We start from the raw sequence: 23,314 nt of genomic DNA on the forward strand, positions 1-23,314 counted from the left end.
GGGGACCTTAGGGCTATGGTGACGACGCGAACCGCGTTGACGGAAGAAGACATCCGCACGCTGGTGAAGGGTGCGACGCCCGATGAGCGCGCTGCGGCCGCCCAGAAGCTTTGCAAGAACATCCAGGGCGAGCCTCTGACCGCCGAGGACCGCGCAACCGCGGCCGAGATCCTGCGCATCATGGCCGCCGACGCCGCCGAGATGGTGCGCCGCGCCCTGGCGGTGAGCCTGAACAGCTCGCCCCTTTTGCCGCGCGATGTGGCCGTGAAGCTGGCCCGGGACGTCGAGGGCGTCGCCCTGCCGATCCTCAGCGCCTCGCCGGCTTTCCAGGACGAAGACCTCATCGAGATCGTGCGACTGGGCGGGCCCGTCAGGCAGCTCGCCGTCGCCAAGCGGCCGGTGCTGTCGCGCAAGGTCACCAACGCCCTGGCCGAGACCGGGGCGGAGCGCGCCGTCGCCGCCGCCTGCGCCAACCCGGGCGCCGAGTTCTCCGAAGGCGGCCTGCAGCTGATCGTCGACCGCTTCGAGGCGTCCGAGCGCGTGCTGGCCGCCGTCGCCTATCGCTCCGTCCTGCCCTTGTCGGTCACCGAGCGGCTGATCGGCCTTGTGGGCGAACACCTGCAGGAACACCTGGTCAGCCACCACGCCCTGTCGCCCGAGACGGCGCTGAAGATCGTCACCGGCTCCACCGAGCGGGCGACCATCGATCTGGTGGACCAGGCGGGCCGCACCGCCGACGTGAAGGGCTTTGTCGCCCACCTCAGCCGGGAAGGGCGTCTGACGCCGTCCCTGCTGCTGCGCGCCGCGGCCCAGGGCCACATGACGTTTCTGGAGTGGAGCATCGCCGAACTCGCCGGCGTGCCGCACCACCGCACCTGGCTGATGATCCATGACGCCGGGCCCCTGGGCCTGCGGGCGATCTACGAGCGCGCCGGCCTGCCTGCGCGCCTGTTCCCGGCCTTCCGCGCGGCGGCGGACACCTTCCATTCCATGGAGTTCGACGGCGGTCCGCGGGACCGTGAGCGCTTCCAGCAGCGCATGATCGAGCGCTTCCTCACCCAGGCGCCGTCGGCCGCCCGGGAGGACGTGGACTATCTGCTCGACAAGATGGACCGCCTCTCGGAAGAGACCGTCGAAAGCGGCGCCCTCGTCGAGAGCGCCTGAGGCCGCTTAGGCCAGCGCCTCGCCGACGCGGGCTTCCAGCTCCTGGACCAGCACGCGGCCGACCGGGTGGTCTTCTTCCTTGATGTCGTCGCGCACCGCCGCCTTGATGGCGTCGATGTGGGCGTCCACCAGGTGGATCGGCGCTTCCAGGCGCTTGTCGCCGTCGTCGATCAGCCGGCAAAGCGAGGCGGCCAGGCGGGTGATCAGCGGAAAGCCGTAGGTGGTCCCCAGGCCCTTCAGGTCGTGCGAGCGCAGGTACAGGGCTTCCATGGTGGCGGCCGTCATGCCTTCGGCGCGCACCGTCTGGCGCGCGGCCTCGAGCTTGCCGATCTCGTCGTTCAGCCACTGCGCGAAATTGCCGGACAGGCTCTTCAGCGCCGCTTCCGCCTTGGCGATCGCCGCCGGGTCGATGGCGCCCATGCGTCCGCCGCCCCCTACCTTCAACCGCAGGGTGTTCGGCACCTGGATCATCTGACCGGTATTCTGCTGGCTCACGAGCGGGACTCCTGCCTCACAGAAGGCAACTTAGGTCCGCTGCGTTAACAAGCCGTATGGGCGAAAAATCAGTGCGTTCCGTAGGCGCCTCAGACGGAGAACTGCTCAGCCAGCACGCGTTCCTCCAGGCTGCGGCCGGCGTCGAACAGCATGCGCAGGCTGATGTGGCGATCCTCCGCCACCTGCACGCTCAAGACGTTTCGCACCTCGTGGTTGTCCGCCACCGCTGAGACCGGGCGCTTGTCGGCCTCCAGAACGTCGAACGTCACCTTGGCTGTGTGGGCCAGCAGGGCGCCGCGCCAGCGACGCGGCCGGAACGCGCTGATCGGCGTCAGCGCCAGCACCCGCGCGTCCAGCGGGATGATGGGCCCGTGCGCCGACAGATTGTACGCGGTCGAGCCGGCCGGCGTAGCCACCAGCGCTCCGTCGCACGACAGCTCGCTCAGCCGCACCCGCCCGTCGATGGAGATGCGCAGCTTGGCCGTCTGCCGCGTCTGGCGCAGCATCGACACCTCGTTGATCGCCAGCGCCACGTGCTCGCCGCCATGGATGTCGCGCGCCCGCATCCGCAGGGGATGGATGGTGGCCTTCTCCGCGGCGTTGATCCGCTCCAGCAGCGCATCCTCGCTGTACTCGTTCATCAGGAAGCCGACGGAGCCGAAGTTCATGCCGTAGATCGGCCGCCCGCCTTCCAGGTGGCGGTGCAGCACTTCCAGCATGAAGCCGTCGCCGCCCAGCGCCACGACCACTTCCGCCTCGTCCTCGGGCGCGTCGCCATAGCGCCTCGCGAGCCGGTCGCGCGCCTCCTGCGCCTCGGGCCGTTCGCTGGCGGTGAAGGCCAGCCGGGTCACATAGGGTTCGGGCTTGAACATGGGCCGGCCAGAAGTCGGCGCCCGCGCCGGAATGTCAAACCGCTCTGACGCGCGTCAGCCGGCGACGGCCGCCTGGCGGAACGCTGCGCCCGCCACCTGCGGGGTCACGGGACCGAACGCGCCCGCCGCCTTGCGCGCCGCTTCGTCCCCGCCGCCGGGGCGGTTGTTGTTCAGCTCGCGCACCATCTGCAGGATGGACGGATAGACGCTGCGGTCGATGCCCACGGCCGCGCAGGCCAGGGCCAGAAGCTCGGGCCGGTCGGAGTCCAGCGCCATGCGGATCTGCCGGCTCTCGAAGCCGCCCAGGTGCGCCAGGGCGGCGATGAACAGGGTCAGGCGGCCTTCGCGCAGCGCCCGGATCAGGTAGCTCGGCCGCAGCTGGCCGGCCGCATACAGCTTGTTGACCAGGCTGCGCTCCATCTCCTCGCGCTGCCCGTCGCGCGCGATGACCACCAGGCCCTCGCCCTGCGGGCGTGCGCCGGCGTGGGCCTCGCTGATCGAGTCGGCCAGGGCGCGGTCCAGAGCCGCCTGGTCCAGCCGGAAGCGTTCCGCCAGGGCGTGGCGCACCGCCTGTCCGACCCAGACGTAGAGCTGGCGGGCCAGCGCTTCGCTGAGCTGCGGATGGCGCGCCAGCGGCGAGCGCAGGGCGGCCACGCGCCCCGCCGCGTCCACCAGCGCCTGCAAGGCGTCGTGCGTGACGTGCGCCGTGGGATTGCCCGCCAGGGCCGTCAGCACCGCCGGCTCGCCCTGCTCGATGATGGCCGAGACCACCTCGTCGCCGATGTTGGGACGCCGGGCGACCTCGATCTGGTGCTCGATGGTGGCTTCCACCAGCAGGCGCACCAGGTCGCCGTCCTTCAGCACCGGGCTGTTGGCGATGATCGGCCGGGCGATCTCAATCTCGTCCAGCGCCAGGACATTGACCAGGGCGGGCGGCGCCCATTCGGCGGACGCAAGCTTCTGGGCCAGCCGGCGGCGCACGTCGCGCTCCACCTCGACCACCAGGCCCATGAAGATGTCGGACAGGATCTGCTGGACCTCGGGCCGGCCGAGCTGGGAGCCCCCATGGCCGCAAAGGTCCGTCACCGCCATGAGCAGCCGCTCCCGGTCGGCGGGCGTACGGCCGCCGGCGAGATGCGTCAGGTCTTCACGGCCGAACGCCGAGCTCACGCCCGATCCCCCATCTTCCACTCTGAACTACCCCAGCGCCATTCTCGTCGCCGCCAATGAAAACAAGCTTAAGGTTCCGCGTTGCCCTTCGACCGGGACTTGGGAGGAAGAACACGCCATGGCCGAACCTCTGATCCTCGCGCTCGATCAGGGTACAACCAGCACAAGGGCCATTCTGTTCGCGGGCGGCCAGGCCCTCGCCGAAGCCGCCCGGCCGCTGCAGCAGTTCTATCCCGCCGACGGCTGGGTCGAGCACGACGCCGACGAGATCTTCGAGGCCAGCGTCGCGGTGCTGCGCGAGGCGCTGGAGACCGCGGGCCGCCGGGCCGAGGACATCGCCGCCGTCGGCATCACCAACCAGCGCGAAACGGTGGTGGTCTGGGACAAGGCGAGCGGCCGCCCCATTCACCGCGCCATCGTCTGGCAGGACCGCCGCACCGCCGACGTTTGCGAGCGCCTGCGCGAGGACGGGCACGAGCCGCGCCTCACCGAGATCACCGGCCTGCTAGTCGACCCCTACTTCTCGGGCACCAAGATCGCCTGGCTGCTGGATCATGTGAGCGGCGCACGCGACGCGGCGGCCCGGGGCGAGCTGCTGGCCGGCACCATCGACACCTGGCTGATCTGGAAGCTGACCGGCGGCCGCGCCCACGTCACCGACGCCACCAACGCTTCCCGCACCCTGCTGTTCGACATCCGCGCCCAGGCCTGGTCGGAGGAGATGGGCCAGATGCTCCGCGTGCCTCTTTCGCTGATGCCCGAGGTGCGCGATTGCGCGGGCCTGTTCGGCGAGACGGAGCCGCGGATCCTGGGAACGCCGGTGCCGATCGCCGGCGTGGCGGGCGACCAGCAGGCGGCGCTGATGGGGCAGGGGTGCATCCACCGCGGCCAGATGAAGGCCACCTACGGCACCGGCTGCTTCATGCTGATCAACACGGGGGAGCATGCGCCGGCTTCGCGCTCGCGCCTGCTCACCACCGTAGCGGCCCGGGTCGGCGGCCGGACCACCTATGCGGTGGAAGGCGCCATCTTCATCGCCGGCGCCGCCATCCAGTGGCTGAACGAGCAGCTGGCGGTCCCAAACGGCCCGCGCGGGGTGCTCGACCTGGCCGCTACGGCCCGGGACGACCATGGGGTGGTGCTGGTTCCGGCCTTCACCGGCCTTGGCGCCCCCTGGTGGGACCCGGACGCCCGGGGCGCCGTGATCGGCCTGACGCGGGACTCCGGCCTGGCCGAAATCTGCCAGGCGGCCCTGGACGCTTCCGCCCTCCAGACCCGCGACCTTCTGGAGGCCATGCGAGCCGACGCGCCGCATGTTTTCGAAGCGGGCGTGGAGCTGCGCATCGACGGCGGCATGTCGCGCAGCCCCTGGTTCAGCCAGCGCCTGGCCGACCTGACCGGCGTCCGCGTCTGCCGCGCCACCTATCAGGAGACCACCGCCCTGGGCGCCGCCCTGTTCGCCGGCCTCGGCGTCGGCGTCTATCGGGATCTGGAGGCCGCCGCCGCCGCCCGACCGGCCACCGAGGGGCTGGAGCCCGCCATGCCCCTCCACCGGCGCGAAGCGGCCTACGCCCGCTGGCTGGACGCCGTGGGCCGCGTGCGCACGTCTTGACGGCGAACCTGGACGGGTGGACGCTTCCTCCAAACAAGCGTTCGACACGCGATACGTTCAGGAGGAAGCACCATGGCGGATGGATCCACCGGTCCCGTCTCGCTCAAGGGCCAGGTCAGCGCCGAGGAGTGGCAGGCGCGCGTGGACCTCGCCGCCCTTTACCGGCTGGTCGCCCTGCATGGCTGGGACGATCTGATCTACACCCACATCTCGGCGCGCGTGCCGGGGCCCGAGCACCACTTCCTGATCAACCCCTACGGCATGCTGTTCGAGGAGATCACCGCCTCGTCGCTGGTGAAGGTCGATCTGAACGGCGCCGTGGTGCAGGAAACGCCTTACTTCATCAATCCGGCGGGCTTCACCATCCACTCGGCCGTCCACGCGGCGCGCGAAGATGCCCGATTTGTGATGCACCTCCACAGCGACCAAGGCGTCGCCGTCGCTTCGCAGCGCGAAGGCCTGCTGCCGCTGTCGCAGCACGCCCTGGTCGTGCAGCCGTTCCTGGCCTATCACGATTACGAGGGCATCGCCCTGAACCTGGATGAGCGCGAGCGCATCGTCGCCGACCTGGGCGACAAGCATCTGATGCTGCTCCGCAACCATGGCACCTTGTCCGTCGGCGCCAGCCCCGGCGACTGCTGGATCGGCATGTACTTCCTGGAAAAAGCCTGCGGCCAGCAGGTGATGGCGCTGTCGGCGGGGCGTGAGAACGTCCTGTTCGCACCGGAATCAGCTCAGCAGGAAGTGCGCGCCACCGTCTCGCGCGGCATGGGCGGCGGCCTCGTCTGGCCGGGCTGCCTTCGCAAGCTCGATCGGGTTCTTCCCGGCTACGACGCCTGATTTGACAGCCTGACGTTGGAGGAGCAGCAGGCGCCTTGCGCAAGGCGCCTGCGAGCCTTGCGCTGCCTGTTTCACGGCCGCAACGCGATGCCATCGTTCTGTTACTGGAAGCTGCGTAACGGAACAGGTACTCGGCCGCGGATTTAGTCGCAGCAGTTCGTTCTAAGGCTCCGGAGCACCTCGGTTTTGTTGAAGCGCCACTTCTTCCTGGTTTTCGCCGTGGCCGTGCTGGTCGTCATGCTGGTGGCAGGCGGCTTCAAGCTGGCGACTGCCAAGAACCAGGGCCCCGGCGGCGGCGGGCCTGGCGCTGCCCAGGGCGGCGGCGGCGGCGGTGGCCGTGGCCCCGGCGGACCCGGCGGCCCCGGCGGGCCGGGCGGTCGCGGCGGGACGATGTCCGTATCCGTGACGCCGGTGGGGGCCCGCACCTTCACCGACGCCATCGAAGTGCTGGGCGTGGCCAAGGGCCGTCAGTCCGTCACCCTCACGGCCGCGGCGACTCAGCTCGTGGAGCGGGTGCGTTTCACCGACGGCCAGAGCGTGCCGCGCGGCGCCGTGCTGGTTGAGCTGCGCGCCACCGAACAGAACGCGGACATCTCCCAGGCCGAAGCGCGCCTTGTGCAGGCCCAGCGGGCCTACGAGCGCTGGCGCCAGTTGGGCGAACGGGGCTTCGCCTCGCGCGCCTCCATCGACCAGTACGAAGCCGAGTACCGCACGGCCCAGGCCGATCTGGCCGCGGCGCGGGCTCGCCAATCCGACCGCCTGATCCGCGCGCCGTTCGCCGGCGTGGTGGGCCTCTCGGACGTGGCGCCGGGCGCCCTGGTGAACCCGGGCGCGCCCATCGTCACCCTGGACGACCTCAGCGCCATGCGGGTCGATTTCCCCGTGCCCGAACAGTACCTCGGCCAGATCCACCAGGGTCAGGCGATCCAGGCGCGCGTCGACGCCTTCCCGGATCAGGTGATCGCCGGGCGCATCGCCAAGATCGACACCCGCGTGGACGAGCGGACCCGGTCCATCATCGCCCGCGCTGAATTCCCGAACCCGGGCGGCCGGCTGAAGCCCGGCATGCTGATGCGGGTCTCCATCTCGCGCGGCGTCCGTCAGGGGATCGCGGTGCCTGAGTCCGCTGTGGCGGTTCAGGGCAGCTCCTCGTTCGTCTTTGTGATCCGCCAGCAGGGCCAACGGACCACCACCGAACAGCGGCCGGTGATCACCGGCCTGCGGCAGGACGGCTTCGTGGAGATCACCGATGGCGTCCGTCCGGGCGAGCGCATTGTCGCCGACGGCCTCAACCGTATCCAGGCGGGGCAACCCGTCCGCATCGCCGGCCAGCGTCCCGCTGGTCCCGGCGCGCAAGCCCAGCCTCAAGGGCGTTCGTCATGATGCTCTCCGACATCTCTGTCCGGCGGCCTGTCTTTGCGGCGGTCGCCGCGATCATGCTGTGCGTCATCGGCCTGGCGGCCTATTTCGCCTTGCCGGTCCGCGAGCTGCCCAGCGTCGATCCGCCGAACATCTCGGTGCAGACCACCTACCGCGGCGCCTCGGCCGAAGTGGTCGAGGAACGGATCACCCAGGTGATCGAGCGCCAGGTGTCCGGCATTCAGGGCATCGACCGGGTGAGCTCGTCGTCGCGGGACGGCAACTCGCGCATCAACATCGCCTTCACCCTCGACCGCGACCTGGACGAAGCCGCCAACGACGTGCGCGACGCCGTCAGCCGGGTCGCCAATCAGCTGCCGGAAGAAGTCGACCCGCCGCAGATCGCAAAGGCGAACGCGGACGCCAGTCCGATCATGTTCGTCACCCTGACCTCGACGGCCATGAACCGGCTGCAGCTGTCCGACTACGCCAACCGCTATCTGGTGGAGCGTATGTCCACGGTTCCGGGCGTGGCCCAGGTCTGGATCGCCGGCCAGCAGCTTTATTCCATGCGCATCTGGCTGGACCCGATCGCCATGGCCGCGCGCGGCGTGACCGTCGATGACGTCCGCAACGCCCTGACCACCCAAAACCTGGAGCTGCCGGCCGGCGCTATCGAGGCTCCGGCCAAGGATTTCACCATCCGCGTCGCGCGTGGGTACTCCACCGCCGCTGAATTCGCGCGCATGCCGATCCCGGTGAACGCCAACGCCGCTGCCGCGGCCGGGCGCACCACCGCCTCCGCCGCCCTCGGGGGCGCTGCGGCCAGCGCCGGCGCGGCGCAGGGCGTGACCACTGCCGTGGGCACGGCCGCCAACTCCGACCAGTACGTCGTTCGTCTCGGCGACATCGCCCGGATCGAGGAAGGGGCTGACGAGCGTCGGCGCCTGTTCCGCTCCAATGGCGAGGATCAGATCGGCCTGGCTATCACCCGTCAGTCGGGCGCCAACGACCTCGAGATCTCCGACGGCGTCAACGCGGCGATCAAGGAGATCAACGAGACCCTGCCGGCCGGCACCAAGATGCAGGTGGCGGTGGACTGGACCGGCTTCACCCGGGAAGCGATCCACGAGGTCTGGGTGACGATGGGCATCTCCCTGGTGCTCGTGGCCCTGGTGAACCTGATCTTCCTCGGCAGCTGGCGGGCGGCCCTGGTGCCCTCCATCGTGGCGCCGATCTGCATTCTCTCCAGCTTCATCGTCCTGGCGCCGCTCGGCTTCTCGCTGAACCTGCTGACCCTGCTGGCCCTGGTGCTCGCCATCGGTCTTGTGGTCGACGACGCCATCGTGGTGGTCGAGAACATCCAGCGCCGGGTGGACGAGGGCGAGCCGACGCTGGTCGCCGCCGAACGTGGGGCCCGGCAGGTGTTCTTCGCCGTCGTGGCGACCACCATCGTGCTGATCTCGGTCTTCGCGCCGCTGATGTTCATGCCGGGCTACAACGGTCGCCTGTTCGTGGAGCTGGCCGTGGCCATCGCCGCCGCCGTCGCCTTCTCGGCCCTGCTGGCGCTCAGCCTGTCCCCCATGCTGGCGTCCAAGCTGCTGAAGCCAGCCCACGGCGAAGGCTTCATCGCCCGCCAGGTGAACCGGGCCATGGACGGTCTCAAGAACTCCTACGAGACCTCCCTGATGGACATGCTCGGCCGGCGGGTCATCACCGCCGTGTCGGTGGTGCTCGTGGTCGTGCTGGGCGGACTGGCCGTCTTCCTCTTCACCACCATGCCCAAGGAGCTGGTGCCCAACGAGGATCGTGGTCGGGTCGACATCAACATCCAGGCCCCCGAAGGCGCCGGCTACGACTACACCCTGACCGCCGCCAAGCAGGTGGAGGCGCGTCTGCAGCAGCTGGTGCGCGACGGCGTGGCCGAACGCTACACCATCTCCCTGCCGGGCTTCGGCGGCTCGCAGTACAACACCGGCGGCGGCAACGTCGTGCTGCCGCACGAGCGGAAGGACGGGGTCACCTCCCAGTCGCTGGCGGCCCAGCTGAACCGGGAGTTCGGCTCGATCACCTCCGCGCGCGTCATCGCTTCGGTTCGCCCGCCGCTTCAGCGGGGCGGCGGCGGCGGCGGAGCTGGCGTCGAGATCATCCTGCTCGGCGACGAGTACCCGCAGATCAATGCGGCGGCCCAAAGCCTCATGGCGGCGGCGGAGCAGAACCCCGGCATGAGCCGTCCGCGTCTGGACTACGAGCCCAGCAGCCCGCGGGTGCTCGTCGACATCGACCGCGAGAAGGCCGCCTCGCTCGGCGTCTCGGCCCAGTCTGTCGGCCGCGCCCTGCAGGCCCTGTTCGGGTCCGAGCAGGTGACCACCTACATCCGCTCCGGCCAGGAGTACGACGTCATCCTGCAGACCGACCGCCCGCAGCGGCAGGCGCAGGAAGACCTCAACAACGTTTATGTGCGGACCACCTCCGGCCAGACGGTGCCGCTGTCGGCGGTGACCACGCTCGAGGTGCGGGGCGACACCCCGAACCGGGCTCGGGTCGACCGGCTGCGCGCCATCTCCCTCTCGGCTCAGCTGAACCCCGGCTACTCGGTGGGCGAGGCGATCCAGTTCTTCGAGACCGAGATCGAGCGCCAGGGCCTCAACGTGAACCACTCCTGGGGCGGCACGGCCCGCGACTTCCTGGAAGGGCAGGGGTCCGTGACGGTGGCCTTCGGCTTGGCGCTGCTGTTGGTGTTCCTGGTGCTGGCGGCCCAGTTCGAAAGCTGGATCCACCCGGCGGTGATCATGCTGACGGTGCCCGTCGCGGCGCTTGGCGGCCTGTTCGGGCTGCTGATGGCCGGCTCCACCATCAACACCTACAGCCAGATCGGATTGATCATCCTTGTCGGCATCGCCGCCAAGAACGGCATCCTGATCGTCGAGTTCGCCAACCAGCTGCGCGACGAAGGCCGCTCGGTGCGGGACGCGGTGATCGAAAGCGCGGCCCTGCGCCTGCGTCCGATCATCATGACCTCCATCGCCGCCGCTGCAGGCGCCATCCCGCTGATCCTGTGGGGCGGCGCGGGCGGTGAAAGCCGCAAGAGCATCGGCGTCACCATCTTCTATGGGGCGATCTTCTCGACCCTGGTGACCCTGTTCATCGTGCCGGTCTTCTACAACCTGCTGGCGCGCTTCACGAAGTCGCCCATGGCCACCGCCCGCCGGATCGAGCAGTTCGAGGAAGACGAGAAGGCCCGCGTGGCCAACGCCGCCGAGTGACATGAAAAAGGCCTCCTCCGTCGCCGGAGGAGGCCTAGTCATCGAGAACTGGATGGCTGTCGGCGGGGGTCACCGTCAGCTTCTCGGCGCCGCCTCAGGAAGACGGCTGGAGGGGATGTCGATCAGATGCAATGTCGACGACCCGAAGCATGCGCCCGGCAATCCATCGCGTCAAGGTTGTCCTTGCAATCTCTCGCGCAGAACGTGCATCACTGCGGCTTGGTCCCGCCCTCCACGGCCAGATAGGCGATCAGGTCCGCGCGGTCCTTGGGATCCTTGATCCCCACGAAGGTCATCTTGTTGCCCGGGACCAGGGTCCTCGGGTTCTCGATCCAGCGGTCCAGAGTGGCCGGATCCCAGGTCAGGTTCGCCGACTTCAGGGCCTCCGAGTAGTTGTACTTCGGATGCACGGCCGCCTTCTGCCCGACCACCCCATGCAGGTTGGGTCCCGTCATGTTCGGCCCGCCCTGTGCGATCGTATGGCAGGACCGGCAAAGGGCGAACCGCCGCTGGCCGTTCTGCAGGTCGGCGGCGTTGTAGGGCGCCGGTAGGCTGGCCAGGATCGTCTGCTTGTCCGCCTCGGTCAGCTCCGCGGCCGCCGTGGCTCCGGGCGTTGCGGGCTGTTCGGAAGAGGCGGCCTGTCCCCGCTGCTCGTCCGCCGCGGTCGGCGATTTCCCGCAGGCTGCAAGCGCCGCTCCCAGGAGTACGAGGCTGACGAGGGGCAGGGCGTGACGACGCATGAGGCAGGCTCTCCTTGAAGCGGCCGGCAAGCTAGCGCAGCGGGCAGGCGATGCAACGTCGCCGCGCCGCTTGTCCCGCCGACGATTCTCGTTGCATTCACGGCCGAGGAGGCGAGGCGCCCTGTGCCACCCAACAAGCCTGTAGAGGGATCGCCAGCCGCAAAGGCCGCCCGCCTGAAGGCTGTGCGACTGGAGCGGGAAGGCGACCTGGCGGGCGCCTTCGACGCCTACCAGCAGGCCGTCGCCTTGGCGCCTAGCGACCCCGAGCTGCTGATGGCGCTCGCGGATTTGGCCAGCCGGCTTGAGATGCACGAGCAGGCGGTGGGGCTCTGGGCCCATCTCAGTCTGTCCGACCCGGACGGCTCGGCCACCGCCCTGGGCCACGCTCGCGCCCTCGTCGCCGCGGGTCGCTTCGCCGAAGCCATGGATGTGCTGCAGGGCGCGCTTCAGCTTCATCCGCAGGAGCCGCGGCTCTGGACGACCCTCGGCCTTGCGCTGACCTACGCCGGCCGGGCGCGCGAAGCGCTGACCTTCTTCGACGAAGCCGTGCGGCTGGGCCCGAGCTTGCCGGGCGGGCTGTACAACCGAGGCCTCGCGCACTGCGATCTCGCCGAACTCGCCGAGGCTCAGGCCGATTTCGCTGCGGCCGCGCAGGTGGCGCGGAAGGGCCCCGAGCGGGCCACCATCGAGTTCTCCCAGGCCACCGTGGCTCTGGCCCGCGGCGACCTCGCCGCCGGCTGGACGCTTTACGAGAAGCGCCTGTCTCCCGACTGGCCCCGCTCGGTCACCTTCCAGGCGCCGGGCCGTCGGCTCGGCCCCAGCGATCCGCTCGCCGGGCGCACTCTGCTCGTTCTCGCCGAACAGGGGATCGGCGACGAGATCATGTTCGCCAACCTCCTGCCGGACCTGACCGGCGAACTCGGTCCGAGCGGACGGCTCATTCTGGCTGTCGAGCCCCGTCTCGTGGAGCTCTTCCGACGTAGCTTCCCGACGGCCGAAGTGGCGGCTCACGCCACCCAGCGCGTCGGCGGCCGCGCGCGGCGGCAGGTCGCGACCCCAATCTCCGGCCGCGTCGATCTCTGGACGCCGCTGGCCTCTCTCGCCCAACGCCTGCGCCCGACCCTGCAGGCCTTCCCGCGCAGGCCCTTCCTCCAGGCTGATCCGACGCGTGTGGAGCACTGGAAACGCTGGCTAGGCGAGGGGGCCTCGGTGGGCCTCACCTGGCGCAGCGGCAAGCTCACCGGGGAGCGCCAGCGCTTCTACCCCGCACTTGAGGACTGGGCAGGCCTGCTGCGAACGCCCGGCGCCCAATGGGTGAACCTGCAGTACGGCGACTGCGAGGACGAGCTGGACGCTCTCGGCGGCCTGGCCGGCGTGGAGATCCGTCGCCCGCCCGGCCTCAACATCAAGGACGACATCGACGACCTCGCCGCCCTCTGCACAGCGCTGGACCTCGTGGTCTCCGTGCAGAACGCCACCGGTGCGCTGGCCGGCGCTTGCGGCGCCTCCACCATCTTCGTCGCGGGCCCCGGCTCCTGGACCCAGCTCGGCCAAGCCTACATGCCCTGGTACGCAGACGCCGTGGTCTGCGCCACCGACACCTTCGCCGACTGGACTCCTGCGCTAACAGCCGCGGCCGCCGAACTGCGCAACAAGCTTGGCCCTAGGCCTGTATAAGCGCCGCCAGCTGCGCTGCCCGGTGCCTCCATAGACCCGACTGCAGCACCTTCTGCCGGGCCCGCGCGCCCATCCGCTCCGCCTCGCCCCCCAGCAGCCGGCTCACCACATGCGCCGCCGTGGCCGGCTTGGTCCGGTTGAAGAAGGCCACCCCGTCTCCGCCCCCCAGCAACTGGTCCAGCGAGCTGCTCTGGTCCGACACCACAGCCGCTCCCGCCGCCGCCCCCTGGATCGCCCGCTCGCAAGCCCCGTTCGCCCCGTTCAGGTTCAGGACGACCCTGGCGTTTCCATACAGTTCTGGCAGCTCGGAGAACTGTACACTGCCGACATAGGTGACGTTCTCGCGTCGTCCCAAGACATCCTCCCACCCATCGCCGCAGATCGTCAGCCGCGCGCCGGACTCCGCAACGGCCCGGATCGTTCGCAGGCGATCCAGGTGCCGGACGTAGGTCAGGGCCTCGCAGAAGAATTTGCGGAGCACCTCGTCCAGCTCCGCGCTCCTGCCGAGCCTCATGTCCAGCTTCAGTCGCGCCACGGCCTCCTCGAAGGCGGAGATCACCGACGGCTCACGAGCATCCATCAGGCGAGCAAGGGTCTCGCGCAGCAGCCGCTTGGTCGGCCCGTCCTCGAAGTCCTCCCACGGCAGGCGCGGCTCGCCGTTGAACGTCGCGGCGACAAAGACTGGCCACTCCCGCTCGGCATGCGGACGGGGCTCGTGCGTCGGCTGGTCCGCGCCAGGCAACATCACGACCGCCTTGCCCGTCACTCCCGCCGCGGCGGCGTAGCGCATGTGGGACGGCTGGGCATAGATCGCACAGCGCTCTTGGAGCGGCGGCGCCAGGCTCTGGCGGGCATAGATCGGGTGGTCCAGCTGCCAGCCCACGAACTTCACGCCGAGCGCGTCGAAGAGCAGGCCGCCATCGGGCAGGCTGGCCGCTGAATAGAACGAGCTGAACGACACCGCCGCGTCGAACACCGTGCGTTCCATCTCGGCCGCTAGCTTGACGGGCGCCGCCGCGGGATCACTCGCGTAGCCGGACAGGTCGCAGATCACGGCCTCGTGGCCGAGTTCGGTAAGCTCGCGCTGCAGCGCCAGACCGAACCGGCTGTAGATGTGACCGGCGGCAAGCGTCTGGAGCAGGAGGATCCTGAGCATGGACGCAAAAGCCTAGTGTGAATCGGAGGCCTGGAGGAGCCGTGGAGAAGGCTCACCAGATGGTGCCGGATGCAGGACTCGAACCCGCGACCTTCGGTTTACAAAACCGCTGCTCTACCAGCTGAGCTAATCCGGCAGCTGTGCGGCGAGCCGCACGATCTCGAACGCCGCTGGGCTTCTCATAGGCGCCGATGAGGTCCGACGCAATGCGTCGGCGCGCATCTAGAACCGGTAGGAGACGCCGGCGTTGGCGACGAGCGGGTCGATGGTGACATCCGCCCGGACGGGCGCCCCGCCCAGAGTGCCCTTGGCGACGGTGCTGACGTAGGCCTTCTTCAAATCGACGAAGAGACCCCAGCGCTCATTCAGCATGAAGTCGGCCCCGACCTGCACCATAGGGCCCACGCTGCTTTCGGCCTTCAGGTTCTGCAGCGCGCCGTCCTTGGTGTCGAAGACCACCAGCACAGCCACGCCAGCGCCGACATAGGGCCTCACAGCACCGATGCGGTCGAAGTGGTACTGGGCCATGACCCCAGCCGGTCCGCCCACCATCTCGCCGGCGGCGCCGAGCCCCGACAGCGTACCCGCGGCGTCCACCCGGAACGTCGGCGGCAAGCCAGCGGCCGCCGCGATAGCGACATTGGGAGTCACGAAGTAGCCGATCTCGCCTTCAACGGTCCAACGTGCGTCCACGGATACGTCGGCGCCTGGAACAGGCGCGCCGCCCGCAAGCATGTCGGCACTCTCATCCGGGATAACCTGCGCCGGGCCGACGTGAACAAACCAGCGGCTCTCGTCTTGGGCTTGGGCGCTCGTGGCGACGGCGGCGAGCGCCATCCCGGCCGCAACGGCGTATCGGAGGGTGGACATTTTCAGACGACCTTTTGGAGGAGGCTCCAATCTCGTCGCCGGATACACCCGTAAACCTTAAGATAAGCTGAGCACTTAAGGCCGTCGCCTTCTTGTGAGCCGGCTATCGACGCCCTGTCTCAAGTTACTGTGCCTGTCACTCATTCTGGGGTTTTGTCGGTCTTAAAAGATGGGCGTCCACCCTTGTTTAATAGGCCGCTGTTATCTCGGCTCAAGCAGAGGGGGTGCTGTAAGTTGTCCATCGGTGCAAGCATTGACGAGCCGCCGCCGAGGATCCTCATTGTCGACGACATCGCAGACAACAGGGCGATCCTAGGACGCCGGTTCCAGCGCCGGGGCTTTGACATCGTCGAAGCCGAGAGCGGCGCCGCCGCACTGGCGATGATCGAGCAACAGGCCGTGGACATCGTCTTGCTCGACGTGATGATGCCCGACATGAACGGCCTCGAGGTGCTGCGGCGCATACGCGCGCGCTTCAGCCTTGTTGAGCTCCCGGTGATCATGGTCACCGGTAAGACCGAGAGCCAAGATATCGTCGAGGCGCTGACTGCCGGCGCCAACGACTACATCACCAAGCCGGTCGACTTCGCCGTGGCCCTCCTTCGGGTCACCACGCAGGTGGACCGCCGACGCGCCGAACAGAAAGTCCAAGAGGCTCACCGCGCGCTTAGCTCCGCCAACGAAGATCTGGAGCGACGGATCGCCGAGCGGACAGCGGAGCTGGTGCATACCAACGCTCAGCTTCGCGTGGCCATGGCCGAGGCCCAGGCCGCGAACCGCGCCAAGGATGAGTTCCTGGTGATCGTTAGCCATGAACTGCGTACGCCGCTGAACGGCATGATCCCGATGGGCCAGCTGTTGGCCCGAAGCTCCCTGGATGACGCGCAGCGACGGATGATCGACATCATCAATACGTCGGCCGATCAGTTGGGCGGCGTCGTAAGCGACCTGCTGGATACGTTGGATCTTACTTCAGGCGGACTGCAGCTGCACGCCGCACCCGTCAATCTAGGGTCTATCGTGCGAGGCGCCGCTGAGCCGGCGGGCCAGCGGGCCATCGGGAAAGGGCTAGGCTTCCGGGTCGACATCGAGCCGGGGGCGGAGGGTGTCTTCGACGCAGACGCTCAGCGGCTCCAGCAGATTGTGAGCAAGCTGCTCGACAACGCGGTGAAGTTCACAGAGGCGGGCGAGGTCGTCCTGACAGTCCGGCGGGCCGCCGACGGCGGGCACATGATCGAAGTCCGCGACACAGGCGTGGGCTTTGATGAGGCCACGCGAGCACGGCTGTTCCGCACGTTCGAGCAAGCCGATGGCTCTTTGACCCGCCGCTTCGGTGGTCTGGGGCTGGGGTTGGCGATCTGCCGCGGGCTCGTCGAGCTCATGGGCGGAGCCATCAGCGCCGAAGGCCGAATCGGTCAAGGCGCGGTGTTCAGGGTCGACCTGCCTCTGCAGCGAAGCGCCGCCAAGGCCGCCTGAGAGCGGGCGCCCACAGCAGCGGGTAGGTCACAAGGAGCCTTCGGCCGCATTACGGGATGCCGGATCCAAAAAAAGGGGGCAGGCGCGCGGCGCCTGCCCCCTTGTCTTTGGCTGTTCAGCAGATCAGGCGGCGACCTGCTTGGCGGCGTCGCTGCCGAAGTCGGCCTGACGCTCTTCGAACTCGGCGCGTCCAGCGCCATAGGCGCTGCGAAGCGCGCTCACGGCGTCACGGATGTTGGCTTCGGTGTGCTCGGCCATCACTTGCATGCGGAAGCGAGCCTGCCCCTTCGGCACAGCCGGGAACTCGACCAGGTTGGCGATGAGGCCGGCGTCGGGCAGGCGGCGGCTCACCAGGCGAGCAAGGCCTTCGGAGCCCATCTTGACGCACACGATGGCGGAGGGATCGCCGTAGACCTCGAAGCCAGCTTCAACCAGTTGGCTCCGCAGGCTGAGGATGTTGGTCATCAGCTTGTCGCGCAGCTGCTGGCCTTCAGCGCTCTCGATGATCTCGAACGCCTTCATCACGGTCGCGGCCTGGGAGGGCGACAGCGCGTTGGAGAAGGTGCAGGGCGGGCTGTAGAACCGAAGGTACTCCTTGATCTCGCGGCTGCGGCACGCGACGAAGCCGCCGTTCGAGCCGAAGGTCTTGGAAAAGCTGCCCATGACCAGGTCGATCTTCCCGAGCATGCCCTGGTCGCCGATGAAGCCCTTGCCGTCCCGGCCGAGGTTGCCGAGGTCGTGGGCCACGTCGACCATCAGGGTGGCGTCGAACTCGTGGCAGAGAGCCTGCAGCGCCGGCAGGTCCGGCGTGTCGCTGTCCATCGAGAACAGGCCTTCGGTCACCACCATGATCCCGTTGGTGGTGTCGGTGCTGCGGATCTTCTCCAGCCAGCGGCGGCACTCGTCCACGCGGTTGTGGCGGAAGAGGTAGATGTTGCGGGTGGCGGCGTTGGCGCCTTCCTGCAGGCAGGTGTGGGCGAGGGCGTCCATGACAACGTGGTCGGTGGAGCGAACAAGGCCCTTTATCACGCCGTAGCCGGCGGCCCAGCCGGTGGGGAACAGGATCGCTTCTTCCGTTCCGAGGAAGTCTGCGATCTTGCGCTCAAGCTTGACAGAGTGGGAGGTGTTGCCGAGCAGGGCGGCCGAGCCGGCGCTGTGCACGCCGAACTCGTGGATGACGTCCAGCGCGACCTGCTTGATGGCCGGGTGGACCGAAAGGCTCAGGTAGTCCTGGCTGGCGAAATTGACGCCGCGGAACTTGCCGCCGGCGTCGTTACGCGCAGCCGTCACGGTCGACGGGCTTTCCTCCGTCGAACGCGAGAACGGCCACATACCGTGGCTGCGGCGCAGATCCTGCCACTTGTAGAAGCCACCCACGCGATCCTGCAGGTCGGCGCCGCGCGGATAGCGGTAGTCGCGCATGCTGCCGCCGAGAGCTTCGTCGGGCACGTATTCTGAATATGCATTCGGCATCTTTAGTCCCCACCGTGTTCTATGGTTGGGTACATCCTATCGATGATCAGTTATCGTCGAGTGTATAGATTTGCACGTCTTAGGTGTGCATCATGTTTAACCGTCAATAACCCTTCCCGTATGGGGTGGTATTCGCGCTTGAATGCTTTCCGGCGCATTCACCCTGTTCGGAGTGATCGGCGTTTTCCGGCGCGGAATTCATGGGCCGCAGACAACAACGGCCGCGACCCTTGTGACAGGTCGCGGCCGTCGTTGGTGCTGCTGAAACGTTCGGCGAGCTAGGCGACCGGCGTCAGGCAGGCGTTGATCTTGCCGAGCAGGCGCGGCAGGTCGACAGGCTTGGTGTCGAAGTCCGCACAGCCGACCTCGACGCTGCGTTGGCGGTCGCTGGCCAGCGCGTGGGCGGTAAGAGCGATGATCGGGATGTGCGCCGTCGAGGCCCGTCCCTTGATGAGAGTGGTGGCCTCCCAGCCGTCCATCTCCCCTAGAGCGACGTCCATCAGGATGAGCGCCGGGCTGTCCTCTTCGGCGAGACGCACGCCGGTCGGCCCGTCGGGCGCGCAGCGCACCTCAAACCCGTGACGGCTGAGCCGCCGGGTCAGCATGTCGCGGTTCATCTCGTTGTCTTCGACGAGGAGGATGCGGGTCATGGGGAGGGTCCGGGAAGAGCGTCTCGAGGGAATTATCAGGCGGCCTGACGTTCGGCGTCGGCTTCCGCGGTTCTCGCCAGCGGCGCCCGAACGGGAAGCGCCAGGCGGAAGCGGCTGCCCTGGCCGAGCTGGCTTTCGGCGGATATGTCGCCACCCATCAGGCGGCACAGCGCCATGGCAAGGGCGAGGCCCAGGCCAGCGTCGCCGTACTTGCTGGCGCTCGCGTCCTCGGCGACCGTGAACTTCTCGAACAGGCGCGGCAGCATTTCGGCCGGCATGCCCGCGCCCGTGTCACACACCGTAATGACGACGGTTTCCTCGTCCGGATCGCCAGTGCGGACGGCCGAGACGTCGATCTCGCCTGCATCGGTGAACTTCACGGCGTTCTCGATGATTTGCCCAAGCGCCTGGGTGACGCGATCGGCATCCCAGAACACGAAGCCGAGGCTGGGGGGTAGGTCTAGCCGTAGCGTCAGGCTCTTGGCCTCGGCAGGGGCCCGATGGCGTTCGGCCGCCAAGGCCAGGAATTCCGACGCCGACAGCTCCTGCGGCGCCAACTCCATTTTACCGGCTTCGATTTTCGACAGGTCGAGGACTTCGTTGACGAGGCGCAGGAGGTGCTGGCCGGCGCCGTGGATCTTGTGCAGGTCCGTCGCCGAAGCCTCGTCGTTGGTGTCCTCGGCCTCTTCAAGCAGCATCTGAGAATAGCCGATCACCGCGTTGAGCGGCGTGCGGAGCTCATGGCTCATGCTGGCCACGAACTCGGCCTTGGCGGCGCTCGCGCGTTCGGCCTCGGCCGTCGAGCGGCGGAGTTGTGCGGCGGTGGCCATGTGCCCACGCATCTCGGCTTCCAGCTCTACGCCGGAGTCGAGGATGCGCCGGTAGTACAGCGCCATCATCGCCACGTAGGCCAGGCACGCGAGGGTCGAGACGATGCCCAACCCCTGCAGGGCTTCCCGCGGCGTGTCGTCCAGCGGGGTCTTGAACAGGTGATAGATGCCGACGAACGCCAGCGCGTTCAGGCCGAACTGCGCAAAGGCCAGCAGGCGCAGCTTGGGCGAGGGGCCGAGATAGCAGAAGGTGAGAAGTGGGATCGTCAGCACCCAGGGCAGGGTGGGTGAGGTCACGCCCCCATAGTAGTAGCAGCTCCAAAGGATGCAGAAGATCAGGTTCTGCACCGAGATGAAGGACAGCAGGTTGTAGCGGCCGAAGGCCTTCAGCAGGAATGGGAACACCCAAAAGCCCGTGATGGACGTGGCCAGCACCGCCACCGGATAGCCTGGCGTCGGATCGAGGAAGTAGAGGGCGCCCGGCACCACGTTGCCGAGGAACGGCCCGAGCACGTGGCTGATCAGGAACATGCGGGCCAGTTGGCGCTTCTCGCGCTCCGCTTTCAGCTCGGGCGGGATGAACCAATCGATCACGCGATCGATCAGGCTCCCACGTTGCTTGGTCGCCGCCATGTTCTCTGCCCCGACTAGCCCAAGGATCCGCATAGAGTTCAAAGCGGATCGACTGATACAACCAAAAGTAATGGCCGGAGGAAGTCTGCCCGGAGGCTGCTTAAAATCGGGTTATCCTGCGCCACCTAGAGCTGTGCACCAGTTCTTAAGGCCTCGCTTGCCAGATGCACTGATGAAAGTCGGAGTGCGGAGGGCGCATGTGGGCGGCGGTCCTTAGACTGATCGACTGGTTCGTACCGGAAGCCGCCAAGCAGGAGCGCTCGGAGCGCGGCTTGGCGCGCAACTTCGTGTTTACGCACCTGGCTGGGCCGCTGATGGCGCAGTCCATCTGCCTGTTCCTTTACCTGACTGACCCGCAGCCGGGGCCTGTCGTCTGGACGATGATCCTGGCCATCTGTTCGTTCTGGCTGCTGCCGTTCGTGCTGAAGTTCACCGGCAATCTGCAGCTTGTCGCCCTGCTGTCGGTGCAGGTGCTCGCCTTTGCGTCCCTGTTCGGCTCCTTCCACTACGGCGGCGTGAGTTCGCCGCTGCTGCCGTGGCTGGTGGTGGCGCTGCTGCTTGGCTTCTTTTACCTCGGCGATCGGCCGTTGCTGGTGCTCGGGATGTTCGCGGGCGACGTGGCCGCCTTCTACGCCGCCTATGCGGTGAATGGGCGGTTCGCCGAGCGCGTGGCCATCGAGCAGCTGACCACCGTCGGCTGGATCTCCATCTTCTCGGCCACCGTCTACATGTCCTGGATGGCCATCTACTACGTGGGCACCATCTCCCTGCGCTCCGAACTGGAGCAGGAGGCGGAGCGCCACCGCCTGACAGCCGAGCGCGTGCGCCAGGCCAAGGAGCACGCCGATCAGGCCAACCTTTCACGCTCCATTTTCCTGGCCAAGATGAGCCACGAGTTCCGCACGCCGCTGAACGCGGTGATCGGCTACAGCGAGCTGCTGCTGGAGACTGGCGAGGACGAGGGCGCGGACGAGCAGAAGCTGGCGGATCTGCGCCGGATCAACGCGGCGGGCCAACACCTGCTGGCGCTCGTGACCGACGTGCTCGACCTGTCCCGGATCGAAGCCAACGCGGTGGAACTGAGCACCGAAACCTTTGGGTTGGCCGCCTTCATCGAAGGCGTGGTGGCCACCGCTCGTCCGCTCACCGACCAGAAGGGCAACGAGCTCGTCATCCGCACGAGCGGCGAACTCGGCGAAGTCATCACCGACCAGACCAAGCTGCGTCAGGTGGTGCTGAACCTGCTCAGCAATGCCGCCAAGTTCACTTCCGCCGGGCGTATCACTCTGACGGTCCGCCGGGATCGCACGCCGGCCGGTGACTGGGTGGAGATCCGAGTGGATGACACGGGGATCGGTATCGCCGAGAAGGACCTTCCGAAGCTTTTCCAGGACTTCGCCCAGATCAGCGCCAAGACCGCGGGCCAGTACGGCGGCACCGGTCTCGGCCTGGCTGTGAGCCAGAAGCTCTGCGCTCTGATGGGCGGCGCGATCTCGGTCACCAGCGAGGCCGGGCGGGGCTCCTCCTTCACGCTCCGCATCCCAGCCGTGCTGGCGCTGGAAGAAGTTCGGAACGAGGCCGCCGCGCCCGCCGAGGCTGCGTAAGGCTGTGGTTAACCGCAGCCGCCTTAGATGCTGCGATCCTGCGCCGGCTGCGTCCGGCATAAGAACTTCTGGAGTTGACGTGTCTGTCGAGATCTCCCCCCGCCGGCTTTCTCTGGCTCTGATGCTGGGCGGCGCCGCTGTTGCGCTGGCGCAGCCCGCGCTCGCCAACGGCTTTGCTGTTCCGGTGATCTCTGTCGAGGGGGCGGGCCGCGCGAACGCCGGTGAAGCCGCGCGCATGGGTGTCGGGGCGCTCTGGTCCAATCCGGCCGCCATCGCTCGCGAGAGCGGCGGCGTCAGCCTGGGCGCTCACTATCAGAGCCTGTCCACCGAGTTCACCGACCAGGGCAGCACGGTCGTGCGCCCAATCCCGCCGAGCGGCCTGACCACCCCGGTTGGCGGGCGCAGCCGCGTCTCCGACGCTGCAGGCGACTACGTCGGCTTCTTCGGTGCGGCGGCGACCCGGATCAACGATCGCTTCGCCGTCGGCCTGTCGGTCACTCGTCCGTTCCACATCGAGACCGACTTCGGCTCCGACGCCTGGACGCGTTACGACACGATCAGCAACAAGATCGACGCCATCGACGTGCAGGTCACCGGCGCGGTGCAGGTGAACCCCTGGCTGGACGTCGGTGTCGGGGTCAGCGCACAGCGTGTCGACGCCTTCCTGGACAGCGCCTATCCGAACCTCGACCCGTCGGCGCCGGACGGCCACTCGCACCTCAATGCGAAGGATTGGGCTTACGGCTGGACCGTTGGTGCGCAGTCGCACGTCAATGAAGTCACCTTCGGCGTCAGCTACCGCTCCGCAATCGAGCACGAGATGGACGGCGACCTGCGCGTCAGCGGCCTTCTTGGGCCGCTGGAAAGCGCCAACTTCCAGGCGCCCTCGGTCACCAGCTTCACCCTGCCTTGGAACCTGACGGCGGCCGCCCGCTGGCAAGCCACCCCCCAGCTGACGCTGAGCACCCAGCTGGTCCGGACGGGTTGGAGCAAGTACGACGCCATCCACGTGGCCTTCGCCGGCCAAGTGGCTGAGATCGAGCAGAATTTCCGGGACACCACCTCGATCAGCTTCGGCGCGGACTACACCCTGGACGACGTTTGGACCGTCCGCGCGGGCGTGGGTTTCGAGCCGACCCCGACGCGCAACACGCTGCGCGAGTCCGGCGTGTTCGACGCCGATCGCCGCGTCGTCGCGGTGGGCGCCAGCGGCGTTCTGACGTCCGTGCTGACAGTGCACGGGGCGCTGACCTACACCGACTTCGCGTCGGCCCCGATCGTTGATCTGAACGGCTTCTACCAAGGCACGCCCGCCAGCACCGTCTCGCCGGCGTTCGGCGAGTTCGACGGGCACGGCCTCGCGGCCTCGGTCGGAATGGACTGGCGGTTCTAAGGGAGAAGGGGGAGGGCGCCCGTTCGACGGGCGC

Annotated in this window: 18 protein-coding genes and 1 tRNA gene; 9 read left to right on the plus strand and 10 right to left on the minus strand. The window is 68.1% G+C overall.

The features are described 5' to 3' along the window. Positions 1-15: 15 nt before the first annotated feature. Positions 16-1,164 (plus strand): SpbR family protein, encoded by a 1,149-nt coding sequence (gene spbR, locus DJ018_RS18465; RefSeq protein ID WP_111516461.1) that lies wholly within the window; start codon positions 16-18, stop codon positions 1,162-1,164. 6 nt (positions 1,165-1,170) lie between these two features. On the opposite strand, the gene DJ018_RS18470 is transcribed toward spbR, so the two are convergent. The 3 genes from DJ018_RS18470 to DJ018_RS18480 form a co-directional block, all read right to left on the minus strand. Beyond that, complete coding sequence (locus DJ018_RS18470; RefSeq protein ID WP_111516462.1) at positions 1,171-1,635, minus strand: Hpt domain-containing protein; 465 nt, start codon at positions 1,633-1,635, stop codon at positions 1,171-1,173. 113 nt (positions 1,636-1,748) lie between these two features. Further along, complete coding sequence (locus DJ018_RS18475) at positions 1,749-2,531, minus strand: NAD kinase (protein WP_111516463.1); 783 nt, start codon at positions 2,529-2,531, stop codon at positions 1,749-1,751. Between the two features lie 54 nt (positions 2,532-2,585). Further along, complete coding sequence (locus DJ018_RS18480) at positions 2,586-3,701, minus strand: DUF2336 domain-containing protein (protein ID WP_240609612.1); 1,116 nt, start codon at positions 3,699-3,701, stop codon at positions 2,586-2,588. Between the two features lie 118 nt (positions 3,702-3,819). Here DJ018_RS18480 and glpK point away from each other — a divergent pair, with 118 nt between their 5' ends. The 4 genes from glpK to DJ018_RS18500 all read left to right on the plus strand — a co-directional run bounded on the left by glpK (position 3,820) and on the right by DJ018_RS18500 (position 10,778). After that, positions 3,820-5,313, plus strand: coding sequence for a glycerol kinase GlpK (gene glpK, locus DJ018_RS18485; RefSeq protein WP_111516464.1), 1,494 nt, complete (start codon positions 3,820-3,822; stop codon positions 5,311-5,313). Between the two features lie 72 nt (positions 5,314-5,385). Then, positions 5,386-6,153 (plus strand): class II aldolase/adducin family protein, encoded by a 768-nt coding sequence (locus DJ018_RS18490; RefSeq protein WP_111516465.1) that lies wholly within the window; start codon positions 5,386-5,388, stop codon positions 6,151-6,153. 189 nt (positions 6,154-6,342) lie between these two features. Beyond that, positions 6,343-7,536 carry an efflux RND transporter periplasmic adaptor subunit gene (locus DJ018_RS18495; protein WP_240609614.1) on the plus strand — a complete coding sequence of 398 codons (1,194 nt, stop codon included), beginning with the start codon at positions 6,343-6,345 and terminating at the stop codon, positions 7,534-7,536. Then, positions 7,536-10,778: an efflux RND transporter permease subunit gene (locus DJ018_RS18500; protein WP_111516523.1), complete on the plus strand. Its 3,243-nt coding sequence runs from the start codon at positions 7,536-7,538 to the stop codon at positions 10,776-10,778. The genes DJ018_RS18495 and DJ018_RS18500 overlap by 1 nt, the downstream gene beginning before the upstream one ends. Positions 10,779-10,987: 209 nt before the next feature. On the opposite strand, the gene DJ018_RS18505 is transcribed toward DJ018_RS18500, so the two are convergent. Continuing rightward, a complete protein-coding gene (locus DJ018_RS18505; protein WP_111516466.1) occupies positions 10,988-11,518 on the minus strand; it encodes a c-type cytochrome in 531 nt (176 codons plus the stop codon). Between the two features lie 123 nt (positions 11,519-11,641). Here DJ018_RS18505 and DJ018_RS18510 point away from each other — a divergent pair, with 123 nt between their 5' ends. Next, positions 11,642-13,195: a tetratricopeptide repeat protein gene (locus DJ018_RS18510; protein WP_111516467.1), complete on the plus strand. Its 1,554-nt coding sequence runs from the start codon at positions 11,642-11,644 to the stop codon at positions 13,193-13,195. On the opposite strand, the gene DJ018_RS18515 is transcribed toward DJ018_RS18510, so the two are convergent. From DJ018_RS18515 to DJ018_RS18525, 3 genes are all read right to left on the minus strand, one after another. Next, positions 13,182-14,351, minus strand: coding sequence for a glycosyltransferase family protein (locus DJ018_RS18515; protein WP_111516468.1), 1,170 nt, complete (start codon positions 14,349-14,351; stop codon positions 13,182-13,184). The two genes, DJ018_RS18510 and DJ018_RS18515, sit on opposite strands and share 14 nt — an antisense overlap. A 60-nt stretch (positions 14,352-14,411) precedes the next feature. Continuing rightward, positions 14,412-14,487 (minus strand) — tRNA-Thr (locus DJ018_RS18520). An 86-nt stretch (positions 14,488-14,573) separates the two neighbouring features. Then, positions 14,574-15,221, minus strand: coding sequence for an OmpW/AlkL family protein (locus tag DJ018_RS18525; RefSeq protein WP_111516469.1), 648 nt, complete (start codon positions 15,219-15,221; stop codon positions 14,574-14,576). A gap of 234 nt (positions 15,222-15,455) precedes the next feature. Between DJ018_RS18525 and DJ018_RS18530 the strand changes: the two genes are divergently transcribed. After that, entirely contained in the window at positions 15,456-16,697 is a 1,242-nt protein-coding gene (locus tag DJ018_RS18530; RefSeq protein WP_133254330.1) for a hybrid sensor histidine kinase/response regulator, read from the plus strand. Positions 16,698-16,820: 123 nt separating this feature from the next. Here DJ018_RS18530 and DJ018_RS18535 read toward each other — a convergent pair whose 3' ends face one another. The 3 genes from DJ018_RS18535 to DJ018_RS18545 all read right to left on the minus strand — a co-directional run bounded on the left by DJ018_RS18535 (position 16,821) and on the right by DJ018_RS18545 (position 20,283). Beyond that, positions 16,821-18,146 (minus strand): aminotransferase class I/II-fold pyridoxal phosphate-dependent enzyme, encoded by a 1,326-nt coding sequence (locus tag DJ018_RS18535; protein ID WP_240609616.1) that lies wholly within the window; start codon positions 18,144-18,146, stop codon positions 16,821-16,823. A 302-nt stretch (positions 18,147-18,448) separates the two neighbouring features. Next, on the minus strand, positions 18,449-18,820 hold the full coding sequence (locus DJ018_RS18540; RefSeq protein ID WP_111516471.1) for a response regulator: 372 nt from the start codon (positions 18,818-18,820) through the stop codon (positions 18,449-18,451). Positions 18,821-18,855: 35 nt separating this feature from the next. Beyond that, a complete protein-coding gene (locus DJ018_RS18545) occupies positions 18,856-20,283 on the minus strand; it encodes a sensor histidine kinase (protein WP_165842976.1) in 1,428 nt (475 codons plus the stop codon). Between the two features lie 197 nt (positions 20,284-20,480). Here DJ018_RS18545 and DJ018_RS18550 point away from each other — a divergent pair, with 197 nt between their 5' ends. Together DJ018_RS18550 and DJ018_RS18555 are read left to right on the plus strand one after the other, a co-directional pair. Beyond that, positions 20,481-21,887 carry a sensor histidine kinase gene (locus tag DJ018_RS18550; RefSeq protein WP_111516473.1) on the plus strand — a complete coding sequence of 469 codons (1,407 nt, stop codon included), beginning with the start codon at positions 20,481-20,483 and terminating at the stop codon, positions 21,885-21,887. A 79-nt stretch (positions 21,888-21,966) separates the two neighbouring features. Next, complete coding sequence (locus tag DJ018_RS18555) at positions 21,967-23,280, plus strand: OmpP1/FadL family transporter (RefSeq protein ID WP_133254331.1); 1,314 nt, start codon at positions 21,967-21,969, stop codon at positions 23,278-23,280. Positions 23,281-23,314: the final 34 nt, after the last annotated feature.

This window comes from Phenylobacterium deserti (genome assembly GCF_003254705.1).
In the GTDB taxonomy this organism is placed as follows: Bacteria; Pseudomonadota; Alphaproteobacteria; order Caulobacterales; family Caulobacteraceae; genus Phenylobacterium; species Phenylobacterium deserti.

Coding starts and splice junctions, on each gene's coding strand:
- spbR (WP_111516461.1), top strand. CDS start 16: ATGGTGACGACGCGAACCGCGTTGACGGAAGAAGACATCCGCACGCTG.
- DJ018_RS18470 (WP_111516462.1), bottom strand. CDS start 1,635: ATGATCCAGGTGCCGAACACCCTGCGGTTGAAGGTAGGGGGCGGCGGA.
- DJ018_RS18475 (WP_111516463.1), bottom strand. CDS start 2,531: ATGTTCAAGCCCGAACCCTATGTGACCCGGCTGGCCTTCACCGCCAGC.
- glpK (WP_111516464.1), top strand. CDS start 3,820: ATGGCCGAACCTCTGATCCTCGCGCTCGATCAGGGTACAACCAGCACA.
- DJ018_RS18490 (WP_111516465.1), top strand. CDS start 5,386: ATGGCGGATGGATCCACCGGTCCCGTCTCGCTCAAGGGCCAGGTCAGC.
- DJ018_RS18500 (WP_111516523.1), top strand. CDS start 7,536: ATGCTCTCCGACATCTCTGTCCGGCGGCCTGTCTTTGCGGCGGTCGCC.
- DJ018_RS18505 (WP_111516466.1), bottom strand. CDS start 11,518: ATGCGTCGTCACGCCCTGCCCCTCGTCAGCCTCGTACTCCTGGGAGCG.
- DJ018_RS18515 (WP_111516468.1), bottom strand. CDS start 14,351: ATGCTCAGGATCCTCCTGCTCCAGACGCTTGCCGCCGGTCACATCTAC.
- DJ018_RS18525 (WP_111516469.1), bottom strand. CDS start 15,221: ATGTCCACCCTCCGATACGCCGTTGCGGCCGGGATGGCGCTCGCCGCC.
- DJ018_RS18540 (WP_111516471.1), bottom strand. CDS start 18,820: ATGACCCGCATCCTCCTCGTCGAAGACAACGAGATGAACCGCGACATG.
- DJ018_RS18545 (WP_165842976.1), bottom strand. CDS start 20,283: ATGGCGGCGACCAAGCAACGTGGGAGCCTGATCGATCGCGTGATCGAT.
- DJ018_RS18550 (WP_111516473.1), top strand. CDS start 20,481: ATGTGGGCGGCGGTCCTTAGACTGATCGACTGGTTCGTACCGGAAGCC.